Annotated in this window: 20 protein-coding genes and 1 pseudogene; 4 read left to right on the forward strand and 17 right to left on the reverse strand. The window is 36.3% G+C overall.

Going from position 1 to position 16,602, the window contains the following annotated elements; genetic code table 11:
* Positions 1–107 precede the first annotated feature (107 nt).
* Complete coding sequence (locus tag ABH955_RS10610; RefSeq protein WP_061689604.1) at positions 108–470, reverse strand: DUF3679 domain-containing protein; 363 nt, start codon at positions 468–470, stop codon at positions 108–110.
* Positions 470–1,573 (reverse strand): GPR endopeptidase, encoded by a 1,104-nt coding sequence (gene gpr / locus ABH955_RS10615; protein WP_002088693.1) that lies wholly within the window; start codon positions 1,571–1,573, stop codon positions 470–472. Before gpr ends, ABH955_RS10610 begins: the two co-directional genes overlap by 1 nt.
* 180 nt (positions 1,574–1,753) lie before the next feature.
* Between gpr and rpsT the strand changes: the two genes are divergently transcribed.
* Positions 1,754–2,011, forward strand: a complete 258-nt coding sequence (gene rpsT / locus ABH955_RS10620) for a 30S ribosomal protein S20 (protein ID WP_113935599.1) — start codon at positions 1,754–1,756, stop codon at positions 2,009–2,011.
* Between the two features lie 84 nt (positions 2,012–2,095).
* On the opposite strand, the gene holA is transcribed toward rpsT, so the two are convergent.
* Positions 2,096–3,106, reverse strand: a complete 1,011-nt coding sequence (holA, locus tag ABH955_RS10625) for a DNA polymerase III subunit delta (RefSeq protein WP_002034073.1) — start codon at positions 3,104–3,106, stop codon at positions 2,096–2,098.
* 348 nt (positions 3,107–3,454) lie between these two features.
* Between holA and ABH955_RS10630 the strand changes: the two genes are divergently transcribed.
* The gene (locus tag ABH955_RS10630) at positions 3,455–3,589 is read left to right on the forward strand and encodes a YqzM family protein (protein WP_000997609.1); all 135 of its coding nucleotides are present in this window, start codon (positions 3,455–3,457) and stop codon (positions 3,587–3,589) included.
* Between the two features lie 31 nt (positions 3,590–3,620).
* Here ABH955_RS10630 and ABH955_RS10635 read toward each other — a convergent pair whose 3' ends face one another.
* The 3 genes from ABH955_RS10635 to ABH955_RS10645 all read right to left on the reverse strand — a co-directional run bounded on the left by ABH955_RS10635 (position 3,621) and on the right by ABH955_RS10645 (position 7,177).
* Positions 3,621–5,942, reverse strand: coding sequence for a DNA internalization-related competence protein ComEC/Rec2 (locus tag ABH955_RS10635; RefSeq protein WP_404491103.1), 2,322 nt, complete (start codon positions 5,940–5,942; stop codon positions 3,621–3,623).
* Between the two features lie 14 nt (positions 5,943–5,956).
* Entirely contained in the window at positions 5,957–6,514 is a 558-nt protein-coding gene (locus ABH955_RS10640; protein ID WP_002088698.1) for a ComE operon protein 2, read from the reverse strand.
* 63 nt (positions 6,515–6,577) lie between these two features.
* Positions 6,578–7,177 carry a helix-hairpin-helix domain-containing protein gene (locus ABH955_RS10645; protein WP_404491104.1) on the reverse strand — a complete coding sequence of 200 codons (600 nt, stop codon included), beginning with the start codon at positions 7,175–7,177 and terminating at the stop codon, positions 6,578–6,580.
* A gap of 77 nt (positions 7,178–7,254) precedes the next feature.
* Here ABH955_RS10645 and comER point away from each other — a divergent pair, with 77 nt between their 5' ends.
* Positions 7,255–8,082, forward strand: a complete 828-nt coding sequence (gene comER, locus ABH955_RS10650; protein WP_002015213.1) for a late competence protein ComER — start codon at positions 7,255–7,257, stop codon at positions 8,080–8,082.
* 172 nt (positions 8,083–8,254) lie between these two features.
* Here comER and ABH955_RS10655 read toward each other — a convergent pair whose 3' ends face one another.
* The 8 genes from ABH955_RS10655 to ABH955_RS10690 form a co-directional block, all read right to left on the reverse strand.
* The gene (locus ABH955_RS10655) at positions 8,255–9,004 is read right to left on the reverse strand and encodes a class I SAM-dependent DNA methyltransferase (RefSeq protein WP_002088700.1); all 750 of its coding nucleotides are present in this window, start codon (positions 9,002–9,004) and stop codon (positions 8,255–8,257) included.
* Entirely contained in the window at positions 9,001–9,357 is a 357-nt protein-coding gene (gene rsfS, locus ABH955_RS10660) for a ribosome silencing factor (protein WP_000653209.1), read from the reverse strand. The genes ABH955_RS10655 and rsfS overlap by 4 nt, the downstream gene beginning before the upstream one ends.
* On the reverse strand, positions 9,354–9,923 hold the full coding sequence (yqeK, locus tag ABH955_RS10665) for a bis(5'-nucleosyl)-tetraphosphatase (symmetrical) YqeK (protein ID WP_404454084.1): 570 nt from the start codon (positions 9,921–9,923) through the stop codon (positions 9,354–9,356). Before yqeK ends, rsfS begins: the two co-directional genes overlap by 4 nt.
* Positions 9,913–10,482 (reverse strand): nicotinate-nucleotide adenylyltransferase, encoded by a 570-nt coding sequence (locus ABH955_RS10670; RefSeq protein ID WP_404454087.1) that lies wholly within the window; start codon positions 10,480–10,482, stop codon positions 9,913–9,915. The genes yqeK and ABH955_RS10670 overlap by 11 nt, the downstream gene beginning before the upstream one ends.
* A gap of 135 nt (positions 10,483–10,617) precedes the next feature.
* The gene (gene yhbY, locus ABH955_RS10675) at positions 10,618–10,911 is read right to left on the reverse strand and encodes a ribosome assembly RNA-binding protein YhbY (RefSeq protein ID WP_002015220.1); all 294 of its coding nucleotides are present in this window, start codon (positions 10,909–10,911) and stop codon (positions 10,618–10,620) included.
* Positions 10,912–10,915: 4 nt separating this feature from the next.
* Positions 10,916–11,749 carry a shikimate dehydrogenase gene (gene aroE / locus ABH955_RS10680; RefSeq protein WP_404454090.1) on the reverse strand — a complete coding sequence of 278 codons (834 nt, stop codon included), beginning with the start codon at positions 11,747–11,749 and terminating at the stop codon, positions 10,916–10,918.
* A gap of 15 nt (positions 11,750–11,764) precedes the next feature.
* The gene (gene yqeH / locus ABH955_RS10685; RefSeq protein WP_404454093.1) at positions 11,765–12,871 is read right to left on the reverse strand and encodes a ribosome biogenesis GTPase YqeH; all 1,107 of its coding nucleotides are present in this window, start codon (positions 12,869–12,871) and stop codon (positions 11,765–11,767) included.
* Positions 12,872–12,874: 3 nt separating this feature from the next.
* Positions 12,875–13,387, reverse strand: coding sequence for a YqeG family HAD IIIA-type phosphatase (locus ABH955_RS10690; protein WP_002015225.1), 513 nt, complete (start codon positions 13,385–13,387; stop codon positions 12,875–12,877).
* A gap of 246 nt (positions 13,388–13,633) precedes the next feature.
* Here ABH955_RS10690 and sda point away from each other — a divergent pair, with 246 nt between their 5' ends.
* A complete protein-coding gene (gene sda / locus ABH955_RS10695) occupies positions 13,634–13,789 on the forward strand; it encodes a sporulation histidine kinase inhibitor Sda (protein ID WP_002015226.1) in 156 nt (51 codons plus the stop codon).
* A gap of 152 nt (positions 13,790–13,941) precedes the next feature.
* Here sda and ABH955_RS10700 read toward each other — a convergent pair whose 3' ends face one another.
* The 3 genes and pseudogenes from ABH955_RS10700 to ABH955_RS10710 form a co-directional block, all read right to left on the reverse strand.
* Complete coding sequence (locus ABH955_RS10700; protein WP_002088706.1) at positions 13,942–14,730, reverse strand: phosphatidylserine decarboxylase; 789 nt, start codon at positions 14,728–14,730, stop codon at positions 13,942–13,944.
* A 291-nt stretch (positions 14,731–15,021) separates the two neighbouring features.
* Positions 15,022–15,735 (reverse strand): RNA polymerase sporulation sigma factor SigK, encoded by a 714-nt coding sequence (sigK, locus tag ABH955_RS10705; protein ID WP_000051382.1) that lies wholly within the window; start codon positions 15,733–15,735, stop codon positions 15,022–15,024.
* A gap of 183 nt (positions 15,736–15,918) precedes the next feature.
* A pseudogene (locus tag ABH955_RS10710) lies at positions 15,919–16,530 on the reverse strand (YcdB/YcdC domain-containing protein); the annotation flags it as partial.
* Positions 16,531–16,602 lie beyond the last annotated feature (72 nt).

Consider the following 16,602-nt stretch of genomic DNA (forward strand, 5'->3'; position numbering starts at 1 on the left):
AATCACTCTATCTATATCTTATGCGAACAAACCATAAGAGACAAACCTTTTTCAAATTAAAAGACAGCTCTCTTACAAACATAAGACAACCATCCTTCCCGCTACCCTTAACTAAAAATTCCTTTTATTGCCCCAACAACTATATCCGTTCCAAACTTTGTCATATCACGAGCAACACTTGCTATCGCCATACCGATACCTTCTACAACATTAAAACTTCTTAAGCTTTCTAACTGTTTTTGTTTTTCAATAGCCGAAAACGTCTCTCCCGAAATTCCGGGTTCAGCCCCAGCGCCTTCTGTTCCTGTCATATGAGCAATTTGTTCATATGACAGCTGACGATATCCCTTCATACTTTTTAGACCATGATTAGCGAGTCCCACTCCAGCTATCATCATAAGCAAACATAAGACTGTACCGCATATACATAACAGCGTAAATTGACTCAAGCTATTTCTGCCTCTTTCCATCAATGTGTATATGCCCCTGTATTATCCTGATCAATCTGATGATGCAGCGCTGCATTTAAACCGCTGGCTATTACATTTGCCATATCCTCAATAAACGCATCTACTTCTTTTGGAGTTACCATTAAATTATGACCAAGAGGAGATAACACTTCATAAATTAACTTTCTCTTTTCTTCTTCTTCTAACGTACCAATAGCTCCTAAAAACATATTTCGACTCTTTTCATCTGGCATATCTTCTTCTGTTAATTTTTTCTTTTCTCCAAATGTAAAACCTGCTGGCAATAAAGAGCGTGACGGTTTGTTTCCTTCTTTCAGTTCCCGGCCAAAATGTTTCAAAATAAAATCAATTGTATCACTCGTAATCGAAACAGCATCTACCACAGTTGGCACACCAATTGCGATAACAGGAATACCTAATGTTTCTTTACTTAGTTCCTTACGCTTATTCCCAACACCAGATCCTGGATGAATTCCTGTATCAGAAATTTGTATCGTACTATTTACTCGTTCTATAGAACGAGCAGCTAATGCATCAATTGCGATGACAAAGTCTGGTTTTGTCTTCTCAATAATTCCGTAAATGACATCGCTCGTTTCAATCCCTGTAATTCCCATTACCCCTGGACGAATGGCACTAACAGGTCTAAACCCTTCTTCCACACTTTCAGGCTGCAATTTAAACAAATGTCTCGTCACCAGTACGTTCTCTACAACTATCGGTCCGAGTGCATCCGGCGTTACATTCCAATTCCCAAGACCTACGATTAAACAACTCGCTTCTTTTGAAACTCCAACCTCTTCTAAGAAATAAGAAAATTCTTTTGCAAAAATACGCTCTACCTTTTGCTGAAGTTCCGTATCTTGTTGTCGTATACCTTGCACCTCAAGAGTTAAATAACTTCCAGGTTTTTTCCCCATCGACTCAGATGCAATTTCATCAATAGTTACTTTTGTAATTGTAACTCCCTCTTCTTCCCTCTCTTTTACAATAACTCCCTGTATCCCTTTTTGTTCTTCTTGGCGCTCTTGTAGCATTTGGTGCGCCTCTACAGCAAGGTCAGTTCTAACACTATATTTACTTAAATCTAATGGTTCTTTCATCGTATCTCCTCCGTAATTCATAGTAAATATCGTTAGATTTCCCCAAGTTATATTAGGTCATTCTTTCCTTTACGTGAAATTTCATTGATATACTATTGCAATTCTCTTCACCGTTTGATAGAATATCACTTGTTCTATGTAAGAATCGAGTCATTCGATTGCACCAGGGAGGTGAAAAGTATGGCAAACATCAAATCTGCTATCAAACGCGCTAAACTTAGCGAAGAGCGTCGTTCACATAACGCTTCTATCAAGTCTGACATGCGTACTGCTGTTAAAACTGTAGAAACTTTAGTTACTAATAACGATCTTGAAAATGCTAAAGAAGCTTTCAAAACTGCTTCTAAAAAACTTGACAAAGCAGCTCGTAAAGGTCTTATCCACCAAAACGCTGCATCTCGTCAAAAATCTCGCTTAGCGAAACAAGTAAACGCGTAAGGCGTTTAAAAAACGATCCATTCGGATCGTTTTTTATATACACAAAAAAGTTCACGTACTAAGTACGTGAACTTTTTTGTGTCACTACATATGATTTAACCGCATTAAGAAAAACTCAAGCACAAGTTTCTTATCCATCTTTCCAGTCTTCATACTATAATCAGCTTCCGCCAATTCTATAATAACTTTTTTTAATTCTTCAAAAGAGAAAAACTTCGTTTGATTCATCGCCAACTTTACCCGGTACGGATGTACACCAATATGGGACGCGATTTGATTTTGTCCGTAACCACGCTGTTGCAACTCTTTCACTTGATGTAGCAAGCGGAACTGACTTACTAATAAAGCGAGCAGTTTAATCGGTTCTTCCTGCTGTGTAAATAATCCGTCTAAAATTTGCATAGCACCAGCGATATCTTTTTTCACCACTTTTTCTGTTAAAGCAAACACGTTTTGCTCAACAGATTTCGGCACAAGTTCCGTGACAAGTTTTGGCGTAATTTCTCCGCCCATACCGACGTATAACGTTAACTTGTCCATTTCCTTCGCCAACATTGTTACATTACTTCCCACAAGCTCTAACAATAAACTAACAGCTGCATTATCAATATGCACATGCACCTCATCCGCACGAGAAACAATCCACTTCTGAACATCCTGCACTTGCATCGCATTTGCTTCTATTACATCCGCTGTTTTCTTTAATAGTTTTGTAATTTTTTTTCGTTCGTCTAATTTTTCATAAGGCGCAACAAAAACAAGAATAGAAAAAGGAGATGGCTCCCCAATATATTCTTCTAAAATTTTTATATTTTGTTCTAATTTTTCTTTTTGTGCCGTTAAAAATAGTGGTGATTTTATTAATATAACTTTACGCTCTCCAAAAAAAGGAAGTGTATGCGCATCCTCAACTACATCTTCTAAATACGCTTCTTCCAAATCGTATGTCACAACATTAAACTCTCGATCTTCCTCTTCAAGCGCTTCCGTTGTAATAAGCTTTATCGTTTCATTTATAAAATAGGCTTCCGTTCCATACAGTACATACAACGGAGCGAACTGTTTCTTTTTAATCTTCTTATGTATATCACTCATATTTTTTCCTACTCCCTAACTTGGCAATATATATTTATACTAATGCCCTAGCTTTTGTTTTACAAGTACAAAGGGACGGTCTTTATAACCCGCCCCTTTATTTATATAAAACGCCACTCAATAAGCCCCGGATTTCTTATTGGTGTGCGGTAATCACCTTCCCTTTATTATTTACAATAATAATCTTAGTATAAGTGCCAACTGTTAACATGATTGGAAATGAAAAATTCACGCTACTTAACTAACTAGAAAAAGTATACAAATACTCTATTTCACTTCATATGGAAATTGTAGATTTTTTTCTGACAATATTTTATACTAAAATGGAATGTTGGGGAGGGATTCTAAATGAATGATTTTGAACAAAACGTTCAAAGTAAACGCAATGACGCTATTGATTCAGGGGTAGGCTTTATCGTCTCATTTGGTTTTTTCGCAACACTTTTCATTATTGCAACTGTTATTAAATTCATCGGTTCTTAAAGGCTGCTGCTTAACGGCAGTCTTCTTTTTTTCATCTTCTATGTGTTTCATCATATGTGATTTTACTTTGAAAGGTTCCTTTTTCTCCATTAAAAACATAGGAAATAGCACCTTGCTTATCCGTACGCCATATTTCAATACCCATCTTCTTAAAACGCTCTATAACTTCCTTATGCGGGTGCCCATACCTATTACGCTCCCCCACAGAAATAATCGCTACAGCAGGCTGTACAAGGCTTAAAAATGGATCTGTAGACGATGTTTTACTCCCATGGTGGGCAACTTTTAAAATATTAGCTCGCAAATCAGGATATGTTGATACTATAAACTTTTCTCCTTCTTCTTCTAGATCACCCGTAAATAGCCATGTTAGTCCCCCTAGTCTGGCCCATAGTACAATCGAAGAGTCATTTTCTCCCTTTTCTTTCCCCTTTGGAGCTAATACGAAAAATTCCGCTTCATTTACCCTCCAACCTTCCCCTTCTCCTACTACACTTATCTTCATGCTCTTTTCTAACGCCTTTTTCTTCACCACTTTTTCCAATACAGCATCTTGTTCCTTTCTCCCAAATACAACTTCTTTTACAATAATAGATGACAGCAAATCCAGCGCAGCACCTATATGATCCGCATCTCCGTGCGTTACAATTAATTTATCAATTGTTTTTATACCTTCTTTTTGTAAAAAAGGAACAAGAATATCATGCCCAACAGAAAATTCATGCTTTTTTTGTTGCCACGCTTCCTTCTTGACAGGAAGGGCTCCTCCTGTATCAATAAGATAAACCTCTTTATCGTACGGAAGACGAATTAATATCGCATCTCCCTGTCCAACATCAAGAAATGTAACACTCCCACTTTCGCGAAAATATGGATATACATAATGACAAGTACTAATAAAAAGAAACACACCCACAACTATGCACAAAATTTTTTTCGTTATTACCCTTTCCCAAATCACAAATATACTAACGATACTAAAACAATATATAGCCACAAGAAATAAAGGAGTTTGACCAAAAGTAAGTCGGATGAAAGGGAAACTTTCACAGTAACTTAGAAAATCATTAGAAATGGTTAAACATAGTGAAAGTACATATGCGATTCCTTTTGCGAAAAATGGAATAACCGGCATACATATAAGAATAATGATGCTACACGGCAATACAATAATGGATAGAAAAGGAACATATATAAGATTGAGGAAAATGCTATAAGGAGAAAAATAACCAAAATGATATAACAAGATGGGGGTACTAGCGAGCTGTGAAATTATAGAAATGTAAATAGAATTTCGAAATATCCCATTACTACTCCCTAATAATATCGGCGCAGATAGTAGTAAAGAAAAACTACCTACAAATGAGAATTGAAATCCAATGTTGAAAATAAGATACGGATCGTATATAAGCATACATATAGCTGTTATACTTAAGGCGTCTAGACTAGATAAGCGAACTGAGCACATGAAAGCTACCAATAATAAAACTCCTGTTATAGAAGCCCTCACAACAGATGGCGACGCCCCAGCTATGATCATATACAGAGGAATGCAAACTATAAGGCATACTGTTGCTATCTCTTTCGTCACACCACTTCTTAGCAAAACAAAATACATTATAACCATTAATAATACGATATGCGATCCTGAAATTGCTAACAAATGTATAAGACCAAATTGTTGATATTGCTCTTCTACTTCAAACGTCATTTGTTGTCGATCTCCAAATAATAATGCGTTCATAAATGCACCTGATTGTTCCGGGAACATTTCTGTAACTTTCGAGATTGTTTGTTGCCTGAGAAGGAAAATCCATTGCACGAGTGACAACGATGTTTTTTGACATTCAGAAATGTATGTCACATCAAATATAAAATGTATTTTTTGCTGATATAAATAATTACGATAATCAAAAACATGAAAATTCCGGGCAGTTTGTGGTTCTTTCACCTCCCCTTTAAATGTACACGATATACCTGCATGTAATTGTTGCAACTGCTTCTTTTCCGAAGCAGATTGTATTTTATAATTTAACTGCACTAAGTTTTTATTCTGATCTTCAATTTGAAAAGAGAGACGATCCCCATTAATTAGAGGTGTATTTTGCACGACCCCTCGTGTAACTTCATAGGACTCCCCTAGCGGCTTATTTAGACTCTGAACATACGTGGTGTACATAGCGCCACTAAAACACGCTATTATACAAAATATGAAGGTTTTACGCGAAGTACGATATAAACAAAATAAAACATAACAAACGAAACAACAAGCAGCCAACAAATGCGATGCGGAAAAGGTAATTGCAATCCCAATTATAAACGAGATTGCAACATAGCCCCATTGCCCATTCAACTCATACTCACTCCTTATAGCATCATTTTCGCTTTAGTGAATACACGCTGTAATTCTTCCATTGATAAATTATCTTTTTCTAAAGCTGCGAATAATTCCTTTAGCTGTAAATGACGCTCTTGTTCCTCTAGCGATGTAATATCGTATTCTAGTGGAACGTGCTTTACTGTTACACTCGCTTGTTCAAATAACTCTACGGCATACGGATGATTTTTATAGTCCTGTGCATAATAAACCGCTGTAACACCACTTTGAATAATCGCCTTACAGCACTGCAAACAAGGAAAATGTGTGACATAAATTTCCGCTTCCTCTGTTTTTGCACCAAACTTCGCACATTGCAATAAAGCATTCATTTCAGCATGAATTGTACGAACGCAATGATTATCAATGACATAGCAACCATCGTCTATACAATGCACACCACCTTTAATTGAACCGTTATATCCACCAGCAATAATTCGTTTATCACGAACAATTGTCGCTCCTACCGCAAGCCTTGTACATGTACTACGTAAAGATAGTAGATGGCTTTGCGTCATAAAATATTGATCCCATGAAATTCGTTCCATATTTTTCACCTTCTTTTTTGTCTACTTGTAGTGTAGCGAAAAAAGAAAAACTTCGTCAATCTTTTATGGAATAATAATTTGATCTTTTATTTTCTCTAAAGACTTCGCACCAATCCCATCAATTTCTAATAAATCTTCTATTTTCTGAAACGGACCATGTTCTTCTCGGTATTTCAAAATACTTTCCGCTTTCCGAGAACCAATGCCTGTTATTTTTTCAAGTTGCTCTTTAGAAGCTGTATTTATTTGCACTTTACCCTCGCTTTTTGAAAAAGTAGCCCCTTCTTGCACTGGCTCATTCTTGTTAGGAACATAAAGAAGCATTTGGTCTTGGACCATTTGCGCCAAATTCACTTTCTTCACATCTGCATCTGGCAACAAACCACCAGCTTTTTCAACTGCCTCCTTCACCCGGTCCCCTTCCTTCATTTCATACACACCCTCTTTAAAAACCGCCCCTTTCACATCAATTATAATTATTTTTTTCTGCTCCCTTGTATCCAATACTTTCGGTTTACTTTTTTTCTCCACATCTTTCACTTGAACTTCCGTTGTAATGAGCGATCGCTCTGTTTGCTGATTCGTTTTCCAGAAAAAAAGAAAAATCAAAGTGCCAATAATAATCACTAATCCCAACCATTTTTTCGGAAAATCCCACATCATTTTACACCTCTAATCATAAATTTATAACATCATTCATATTGTTTAGGAGAAAGCTGTTACGAAGGAGGGATGAAACATTGAACATAGGAATTATAGGGACAGGGAACATGGGGAATATACTAATCGATGCATTTTTAGAAACCCGTGCTGTCAAACCCTCGTGCCTTACTATTATTAATCGGACGCCTGCCAAAGCATATCATATAAAAGAAAAATACCCTTCTGTTCATATAGCCAAAACAATCCAAGAGGTAATCGAACAATCCCAGCTTATTTTCATTTGCGTAAAACCGATAGATATATACCCTATTCTACAAAAATACGCTGACCATTTTTCAGACGAAGATTGCTTAGTTTCTATCACAAGCCCCATATCTCCATCACAATTAGAAACACTTATACCTTGCCACGTCGCTCGTATCATTCCAAGCATCACAAACCGCGCCTTATCCGGCGCATCACTATTTACATTTGGAAATAACTGCTCTCTAGAATGGCAACAAAAACTACTTCGTCTATTCAAAAACATTTCTACTCCCCTTGTTATAGAAGAAGATATAACGCGCGTTTCATCTGATATAGCAAGCTGCGGCCCTGCTTTTTTTAGTTATTTATTACAATGTTTCATTAACGCTGCTGTAGATAAAACAAATATTACACATGAAGAAGCCACTACTTTAGTAAGTGAAATGGTCATTGGAATGGGGAAATTACTGGAAAAAGAAATTTTTACATTACCTACTTTACAAGAAAAGGTATGCGTTAAAGGCGGTGTTACAGGAGAAGGTATTCGTATTTTAGAAGAGCACGTTGGGGATATGTTTCATAAATTAATCGAACGGACACATGAGAAATTTGATGAAGATTTAAAATGCGTTGAGCAGCAATTCAATAAACACACATAATAAATACGCCATCGTAATCCCAAACCCTTTTTATTAATACTTATCTTTTTCATGCTACATTTTCACTAAAACTAGCATTTTTACACTTTACACATATCATCTTTTTATTTTTCTAGAACTAAAACTACATCTTTTCTATAAAACAAAAGCAACCTTATCGGTTGCTTTTCTTTTATCCATTCTTCTTCGCCATAAAAAAGATGCGCTCTGTTTGTTCTGTCACTTCAATTCGTTCAAAGTCACCTGTGACGCGAAGCACTGTAAACCCAGCTTCTTCAAGCCATTTTGTTAACACTTCAACCGAATACGCACGCTGCACGTGACATTCGTCAAAACGATGATACACATCTTCTTCTGAATCTTGTACAAAGAATGTCAAATCATGTTCCACACTATCTGATTCTTCTCCAGGGAAGCAGTTCCAAATAAGTGATATTTCTTCGCCGTTCACTGTATATGTTTCATTTTGAAATACGTGATGTATTTTATATAAAGAGTGTACATCGAATAAAAACAAGCCATCCTGACGTAAATGGTGGAAAACTCTTCTAAATGTTTCTTGCACTCCATCTTCTTGCAATACATAATTTAATGAGTCACAAAAGATTGTCACACAATCAAATTCACCAGGAACATCGAGCTCTCTCATGTCTTGTTGGTAAAAAGGAATAAAATAGCCTTCTCCCCCCAATTTTTGCTGCGCGACAGTTAACATTTCTTCCGAAAGATCTACACCAATTAAATCATAACCTTTTCGCACAAGCGGAAGTGTTACGTTACCAGTTCCACATGCTACGTCAAGGATTCTTGCCTCTTTCATAGATGCCTGTTGTAAACTTTCCTCTGTGAATTCCACCCATTTATCATAAGGGACATCATTCATCAGTTCGTCATACAGCAAAGCAAATTGTTCGTATTTCATTGATCTAGCTCATCTGCAATATCTTCACGCGGCACATCGCCCCATAGACGCTCTAAATTATAGTGATTACGCTCATCTTTATGGAATACATGAGCAACCACATCACCAAGGTCTACTAAAACCCAACGCGCTTCATCAAAGCCTTCCATACGTTGTACGTTAATTTCGAACTCATGTGCCTTCGCTTTAATTTCACGTGCAATTGCTTGTACTTGCTTGTCTGAATTTCCGTGACAAATAATAAAATAGTCTGCAATCGGTGAAATACCTTGCATATTTAGTACAACCATATCTTCTGCTCTCTTATCATCAGCTGCTTTTGCCGCTAATACTAATAACTCTTTATCTTTCATTTATTAATTTCCTCCTTGATAACTTCATTGTATGTTTGGAATGTTAATGGATAAATCGTTTGATCTTTTTCCATTAAAAATTGAATTGTTCGCTTTAAAGCAAACAGTAAAGCTTGATTTATATCTTTATATGCGAGTTTCCTCGCTTCTTCCACACCAGGAAACTTACGTCCTGGTTCAATGTAATCTGCTACATAAATAACTTTATCTAACATTGTCATTTTTTCATGACCACTTGTATGATATGTAATAGCTTGTAGAATTTCAGGATCAGTAATGCCTACTTCTTTTTCTACTAAGTATGCCCCAACAGGTGCATGCCATAACTCTTTGTTATAGTGCAGTAGATCCTTTGGCAACGCTTCTCTCTTAATAATCTCTTCCATTTCTGGAATCGCTCTACATTTTGCATAATCGTGAAATATAGCAGCCGTCTCTGCCTTTTCCTCATCTACACCATATAACCGAGCAAGTTCAATCGCTGTTTCCATTACACCAACCGTGTGTATATAACGTTTTTCATGCATTTGTTGTTTGACAATATTAAGTGCTTCCTCACGATTCATACAACCCATTCCTCTCGATATATACCTGTACTTTTTCGGGGAGTAAATATTTGCACGTTTTCTTCGTCATATATCTCTCACGTAACAGCGAAGAAGAAACTGCAAACTCTGGAATTTCCACTTTTACGATATCATAAGGCGTATGTAATGTATAACCTGGTCTTGCAACTCCAACGAAAGTCACAAGCTTAAGTAACTTTTCAATGTTATACCACTCCGGCAAATACTCAACCATGTCTCCGCCAATAATAAAGTGAAACTGCACATCCGGATACTTCTCCGTTAATTGTACCATAGTATCGTACGTATAAGATGGGCCTTCTCTGTCTAGCTCTTCTAAACAAATTGAAAAGTATGCTTCTTCCTCAATCGCTATTTGCAGCATGTTTAATCGACTTTTCACACTCGTAATGTTACGTCCTTGCTTGTGCGGTGGAATTTGATTCGGCAAAAACCATACCTCTTCCAACCCTAAAGCATGATACACTTCATTTGCAATTAACAAGTGCCCATTATGAGGTGGATCAAACGTGCCACCAATAATGCCAATTTTTCTCAAAAGAAACGCCCCTTCCTTTTACATACAGCAACTCTCCCCATACATATTCGAAGAGAGCCCACTGTTAATAAAAGTTCAATTGGTTTCGCTTTCTACATATCAAGCGTCCATTACAAAATAACTCACGTATATCTTTTATCGAGGAAGCTTAATCTGCTTATTTTCTCTTGATTCTTTGTATAAAACAATTGTGCTTCCGATTACTTGAACGATTTCAGCTCGTGCACCTTGTGCAAGCTCTTCTGCAACTTCACTACGATCAAATTCACAGTTTTGTAATACGCTCACTTTAAATAGTTCACGAACTTCTAATGCTTCTCCAATTTGTTTCACCATATTTTCATTCACGCCACCTTTTCCAACTTGAAAAATCGGTGTTAAATGATGTGCCTTTGCACGTAAAAATCTTTTTTGTTTTCCTGTTAACATATAATTAGCCTCCAAGCTCTCTCATTACTAATTGTTTCATTCTATCAATATTCGGCACACACCCTGTCCACATTTCAAATGCAAGTGCACCTTGATAAACGAACATATCGATTCCATTTTGAATTATTGCACCTTGTTCTTTCGCATCGCCTAAAATTTTCGTCTCAAATGGATTATAAATAATATCAGAAACAATCGTTCCTTGTTTCAATGAACGAATTTCCAGCGGCGTATACTCAACATGTGGATGCATACCTATCGTTGTTGTTTGGATGATAATATCATATTCCCCTTGATTTTCTGCTGCACATTCTAACGATATAGCATGCGAATTAACATTTGCCATGCACCCAGAGATAAGGTTTTTCGCCTTATCTCTCGTACGATTAGCAATATCAATTTCTTTCACACCTACATCGGCAAGCGCGAAGTAAATAGCTCGGCTAGCACCACCTGCACCGATTAATAAAATACGTTTCTCTTGAAGTGGATCTTCACTAATTGACTGCAGGGCACGAACAAAACCAATTCCATCTGTATTATACCCAATCAATTTTCCATCTCGATGAACTACTGTATTTACCGCACCGATTTGCCTTGCTAACGGGGCAATCTCATCCAAGTACTCCATAATTGCAACTTTGTGCGGAGTCGTTACATTAAATCCTGAAATACCTAATGCTTTCAAACCTTTTACTGCTTCCCCTAGCGCTTCTTCTTCTACAAGAAACGCATGGTAATGGGCATCCATATTCAAGTGTTCAAATGCATCGTTATGCATAACGGGTGATAATGAATGTCCAATTGGATTTCCGATTACACCATATAATTGTTTCATAAATCCCTCTCCATATTAAATTAAAGATTTACGTAATGAAACACTTACTCCTTTTGGTACATGAGCAACAATTTTCGCTCCTGATTCATTTACAGTAACCCAGCCCAATCCAGAGAATACAACATCCGTTTTCGGCTCACGAATATTAAATTCATATTTCACAAACTTAGGCATATTTTCTAATTCTTCTGGTGTCGGTGGATTCAATAATTCTCCAGCGTGTTTTTCGTACAATTCATCAGCCTTTTCAAGCTTTGTACGATGGATTGTTAAACGGTTTGAGAAATGACAAGTGAATGCACGACGGCCCCCACTTACATAATCAAATCGTGCTAATCCACCAAAGAATAATGTTTGTTCTTCATTTAATTGGAATACCATTGGCTTAACTTCTGTAGTCGGTGTAATAAGCTTTAAGCTTTGTTTCCCAACGTAATGCGCCATTTGATGATGATTAATAATACCTGGTGTATCGTATAAAGATGACGTTTCGTCTAATGGGATATCAATTAAATCAAGCGTTGTTCCTGGGAAATGTGATGTTGTAATTACATTCTCAGTCTCATCACTAAACTCTTTAATCATACGATTAATAAATGTTGATTTACCAACATTCGTACATCCAACAACATAAACATCTTTACCTTCGCGGTAATGCTCAATTGCATCAGCAAGTTCAGCGATTCCTTGTCCTTTAGCTGCACTAATTAAAAAGACATCTTCTGGTTTTAAACCAAGTTGCTTTGCACTATAGCGCATCCAATGTTTTACTTTATCATGCTTAACTGACTTTGGAATTAAGTCAGCCTTATTCCCTACAAGTAATACTTTATTGTTCCCTACAAAACGATGTAAGCCCGGTAACCAGCTACCATTGAAATCGAAAATATCTACGATTTTAACCACTAGTGCGTCTGATTGTCCAATTCCGTTCAAAATACGAAGGAAATCATCATCTGTTAAAGATACATCTTGAATTTCGTTATAATGTTTCAAACGAAAACAACGTTGGCAAATTACTTGTTCTTTTTCTAAAGATGATGCAGGAGCGTATCCTACTTCATTTTTATTTTCTGTTTGAATTTCTACACCGCAACCAATACATTTAATTGTTTCAGTCAAACTTTATTCCTCCCAGTTAATTAAGCCTTTTTTCTTCATGTTTCTCATAATTCTTCGTTCAATTTTCCGATTAAATCGTGTCACCAATCCGTCCGTTTGCGCTACCGGTACAACTAAAATTGTATGAAGTCCCACACGATTCCCGCCGAGCACATCCGTTAGTAACTGATCTCCAATTACTACAACTTCATCTGGCTGCAGGTGCATCTCGTGTATCGCACGCTTAAATGCGCGAACAAACGGTTTGCGCGCACTATGAATAAACGGAATACCTAATGGATCAGCGAAGTCTTTAACGCGTTGCTCGTTGTTATTTGAAACGACCGTTACTTGAATATCATTTTCTTTCATTTTCAAAAACCACTCTTCAAGCTGTGGCGTTGCGTTTGGACGATCCCATTCAATTAAAGTGTTATCTAAATCAGTAATAACTCCTTTAATTCCACGTTTTTTCAAATCTTCTGGTTGAATATGATATATATTTTTCACATATTCATTTGGTAAAAATAACTTCAATTTCTTTCACCTCTTTGAGGATTTTTCATAAAATTTTTCGACAACATTTTTCGATAGATAACCTGTGGATAAACTTGTACACACTTTCCACGTTAATTTTTCAGTCAATTTGGAATTTACTAACAATCTATCCACATTTTATCCACTGAGGTATGTGGATAACCTCTTGTTTGTGACTGTCATATTTTTTTGGTACATTAAATGCAACAACGAATCAATCCTTATATTATTAGGAGGTGACTCACCTTGAAAACAAAACATATGGAACAGTTATCTACTGATTTACTCACTGAGTCTTATTATAAAGCAAAAGAACTAAAATTAAATCCCGACTTCATTTTACTTATAAAACAAGAAATTATTAGACGCTCGTTAGAGGACAAGCTCGTCAAATCTTCTTGAGTACATATAGATTGCTGATTGACCTGTAAAAAGAGCCATCCTGCGATGGCTCTCGAATAAACAAGTACTCCCATCTAGGGGATTTCTTCATTAAGCATCTTTGTCCACATTTCTTAATTAGAGCTTCATAAGTATATTATAAAACTTTTTCTTTACTTATGAGATACTCGGGTTGCAATTTTTTCACCAAGACGCAGCTCTTGCCCACTTGTCAATTCCTGCACTGCTTTAATCATATCTTTTTCAAATAATAAAACAACTGTTGAGCCAAATGTAAAGTATGCCATCTCTTCACCTTTTTGAACAGTACTTCTTTCATGAAGGAGCTCGATACTATTAACAAACATAGCACCTACTTTTACAAGCGCCATATGTTCGCCTTCACTATTTACTTCTGTAACAGAGCGATAATTTTTTGACAATGGTTCTTTCCCATACTCCATACCCGCTGCATTTACCGGATATGATTTTCTGCCGAGTACAAATCTTTCAGTCACAGAGCCAGAGAGCGGGCTATGAATACGATGATAATGACTTGGACTCAAATAAATTACCATATATGTACCGCCTGCATATCGCTTTGCACGCTCTTCATTACCTAGCATATCCACAATTGAATAACGCTTTCCTTTTATATTGAATGTTTTTGTATCCTCAATAGGACCTTGATCAGCAAAAACACCATCAACAGGACTAACGATACTCGATGCATCAGTATCAATACTACGCTTTCCTTCTTTTAGCCTACGTGTAAATAAATCATGCAATGTTCGATATTCCTTCAAACCCTTTTCCATCTCATCTTGATTAATTTGAAAAACTTTCACATACGATGGAATAATGATAGAGCTCAAACGAGATTGTGCAAATTTACGTAATATATAAGAAGTAAAACGACCATTTGTAAGTTCGATCATAAGTCGATATAATGTCCGTCGCAAATTACGAAACCTCCTAATCAGCCTATAACTTTAGTTTCCCCTTCTTTTCTCTCTATATCATATGTAAAATTGGTTCTTATTCCCACATATAGAATGGAGCCGTCTCGTTATACACGAAGAAAAACTAAGTATAATTTTTATTCTTAAATTGTTTAGCACCTTCTAATATTACAGATAGAACCCGCCATTTTCAACAGTGAACATGTATTTCTTCTTAGAACAGCTCGTTTTCTTTCCGTTTTCCCGAAAGAAAAGCAGCCACTTTTAAAGTGTAGCTGCTTACAATACACATTATTCTTTTGCTTTTTTCTCTTTCTCAGCCCGCACAAATTCATGGAACATTTTCATTAAAGCACGCTTTTCAATTCGCGATACGTAGCTTCTTGAAATACCGAGTGCCTTAGCAATCTCCCTCTGTGTTTTCTCTTTATCAAGCCCAAGTCCAAAACGCTTCACAATTACTTCTTTCTCTCGTTCGTCCAAAATATCGATATACTCTTTAATTTTTTCTAACTCCATACTAAGCTGAATCATATCAATCACATCTTCAGATTCTGATTTTAATATATCAATAAGCGATATTTCATTTCCCTCTTTATCTTGCCCAATCGGATCATGAAGTGAAACGTCTTTTTTCGTTTTCTTCAGCACACGTAAATGCATCAAAATTTCATTTTCGATACAGCGTGCTGCATATGTTGCAAGCTTAGTTCCTTTCCCTGCTGAATAGCTTTCAATCGCTTTAATAAGCCCAATGGTACCAATTGAAATTAAATCTTCTGCATCTTCACCAGTGTTTTCGAATTTCTTAACAATATGAGCTACAAGCCGTAAATTATGTTCAATTAAAAGATTTCTCGCTTGAGCATCACCTTGCTCCATTAACTCTAAGTACTTTCTCTCATCATCTGATGATAACGGCTGCGGGAACGCATTGTTCTTCACATAAGAAACAAATACAAACACTTCTCGAACCATATATCCAATTGCGGCGAATAGACTCAAACCTTTCACCTCCGCCAAAATAGTGGTCTTTACTATGTGTATGTGGGCATGAGGTTGTTTGTGTCTGTACGATGTAAATATGGAACTCTTAACTTAATGGCATTCTTAAACCACTCAACGCTAATCATTAAATTTTTCTATAAACATAGTAAAAGCCAATCGAAACGTATCGATTGGCTTTTACTAATATTCACTCCAAATTTTCTCTCCAGTATGCGCATCTATGTAACGAATTTTCCGACTACAATCGACGGATTCTTTATGATTTTCACTCGTCGTTTGTTTATACAGCAGTTTATATTTCATTTCCTCTGCATCATGATCTATACACCATTCTAATTTTACTCGAATGACCTCTTTATATATTTCTAACGCTTTTTCTTTTGTTACTTTTGGTGTTGTTTCATATGCAAGTAATTCTTTTATAAAGTTGCTAGATTCTCCTGAGTAGTGCATCACAGCACCATTTTCTGTATTGATGTTGATCATAAATTGCATATAGTCTATTGGAATCCCATTCACATATACGGAAAAGGTAAATCTTTCAATCCCATCTTCTGCTTCTTCACGTTCTTCCCAAAGACGAAGATATTGTGTGATATCTGGAATAACTCGTTCTAAAAATTGAAGTGCTTTTTGTAAACATTCCTCTCTAGACATTATTTGTTTTACTTCTTTATCGTCTGCCAGTTTTATAAAACCAATTAACTCATTGGTTGATTTATCAATCGTAATGCCAACTAAATTATTATATTTTAACATCGGTAAATGCTTTTTAAAGAATTCATTCATTATTACAATTTAAGGTAATTATAACAAACAAAACCAAAAATCATTAGCAAAAAGACAAAAAGCTGAAACAATTAG

Origin of the sequence: Bacillus sp. RC240, from assembly GCF_044907945.1 — a bacterium.
Lineage (GTDB): Bacteria > Bacillota > Bacilli > Bacillales > Bacillaceae_G > Bacillus_A > Bacillus_A mycoides.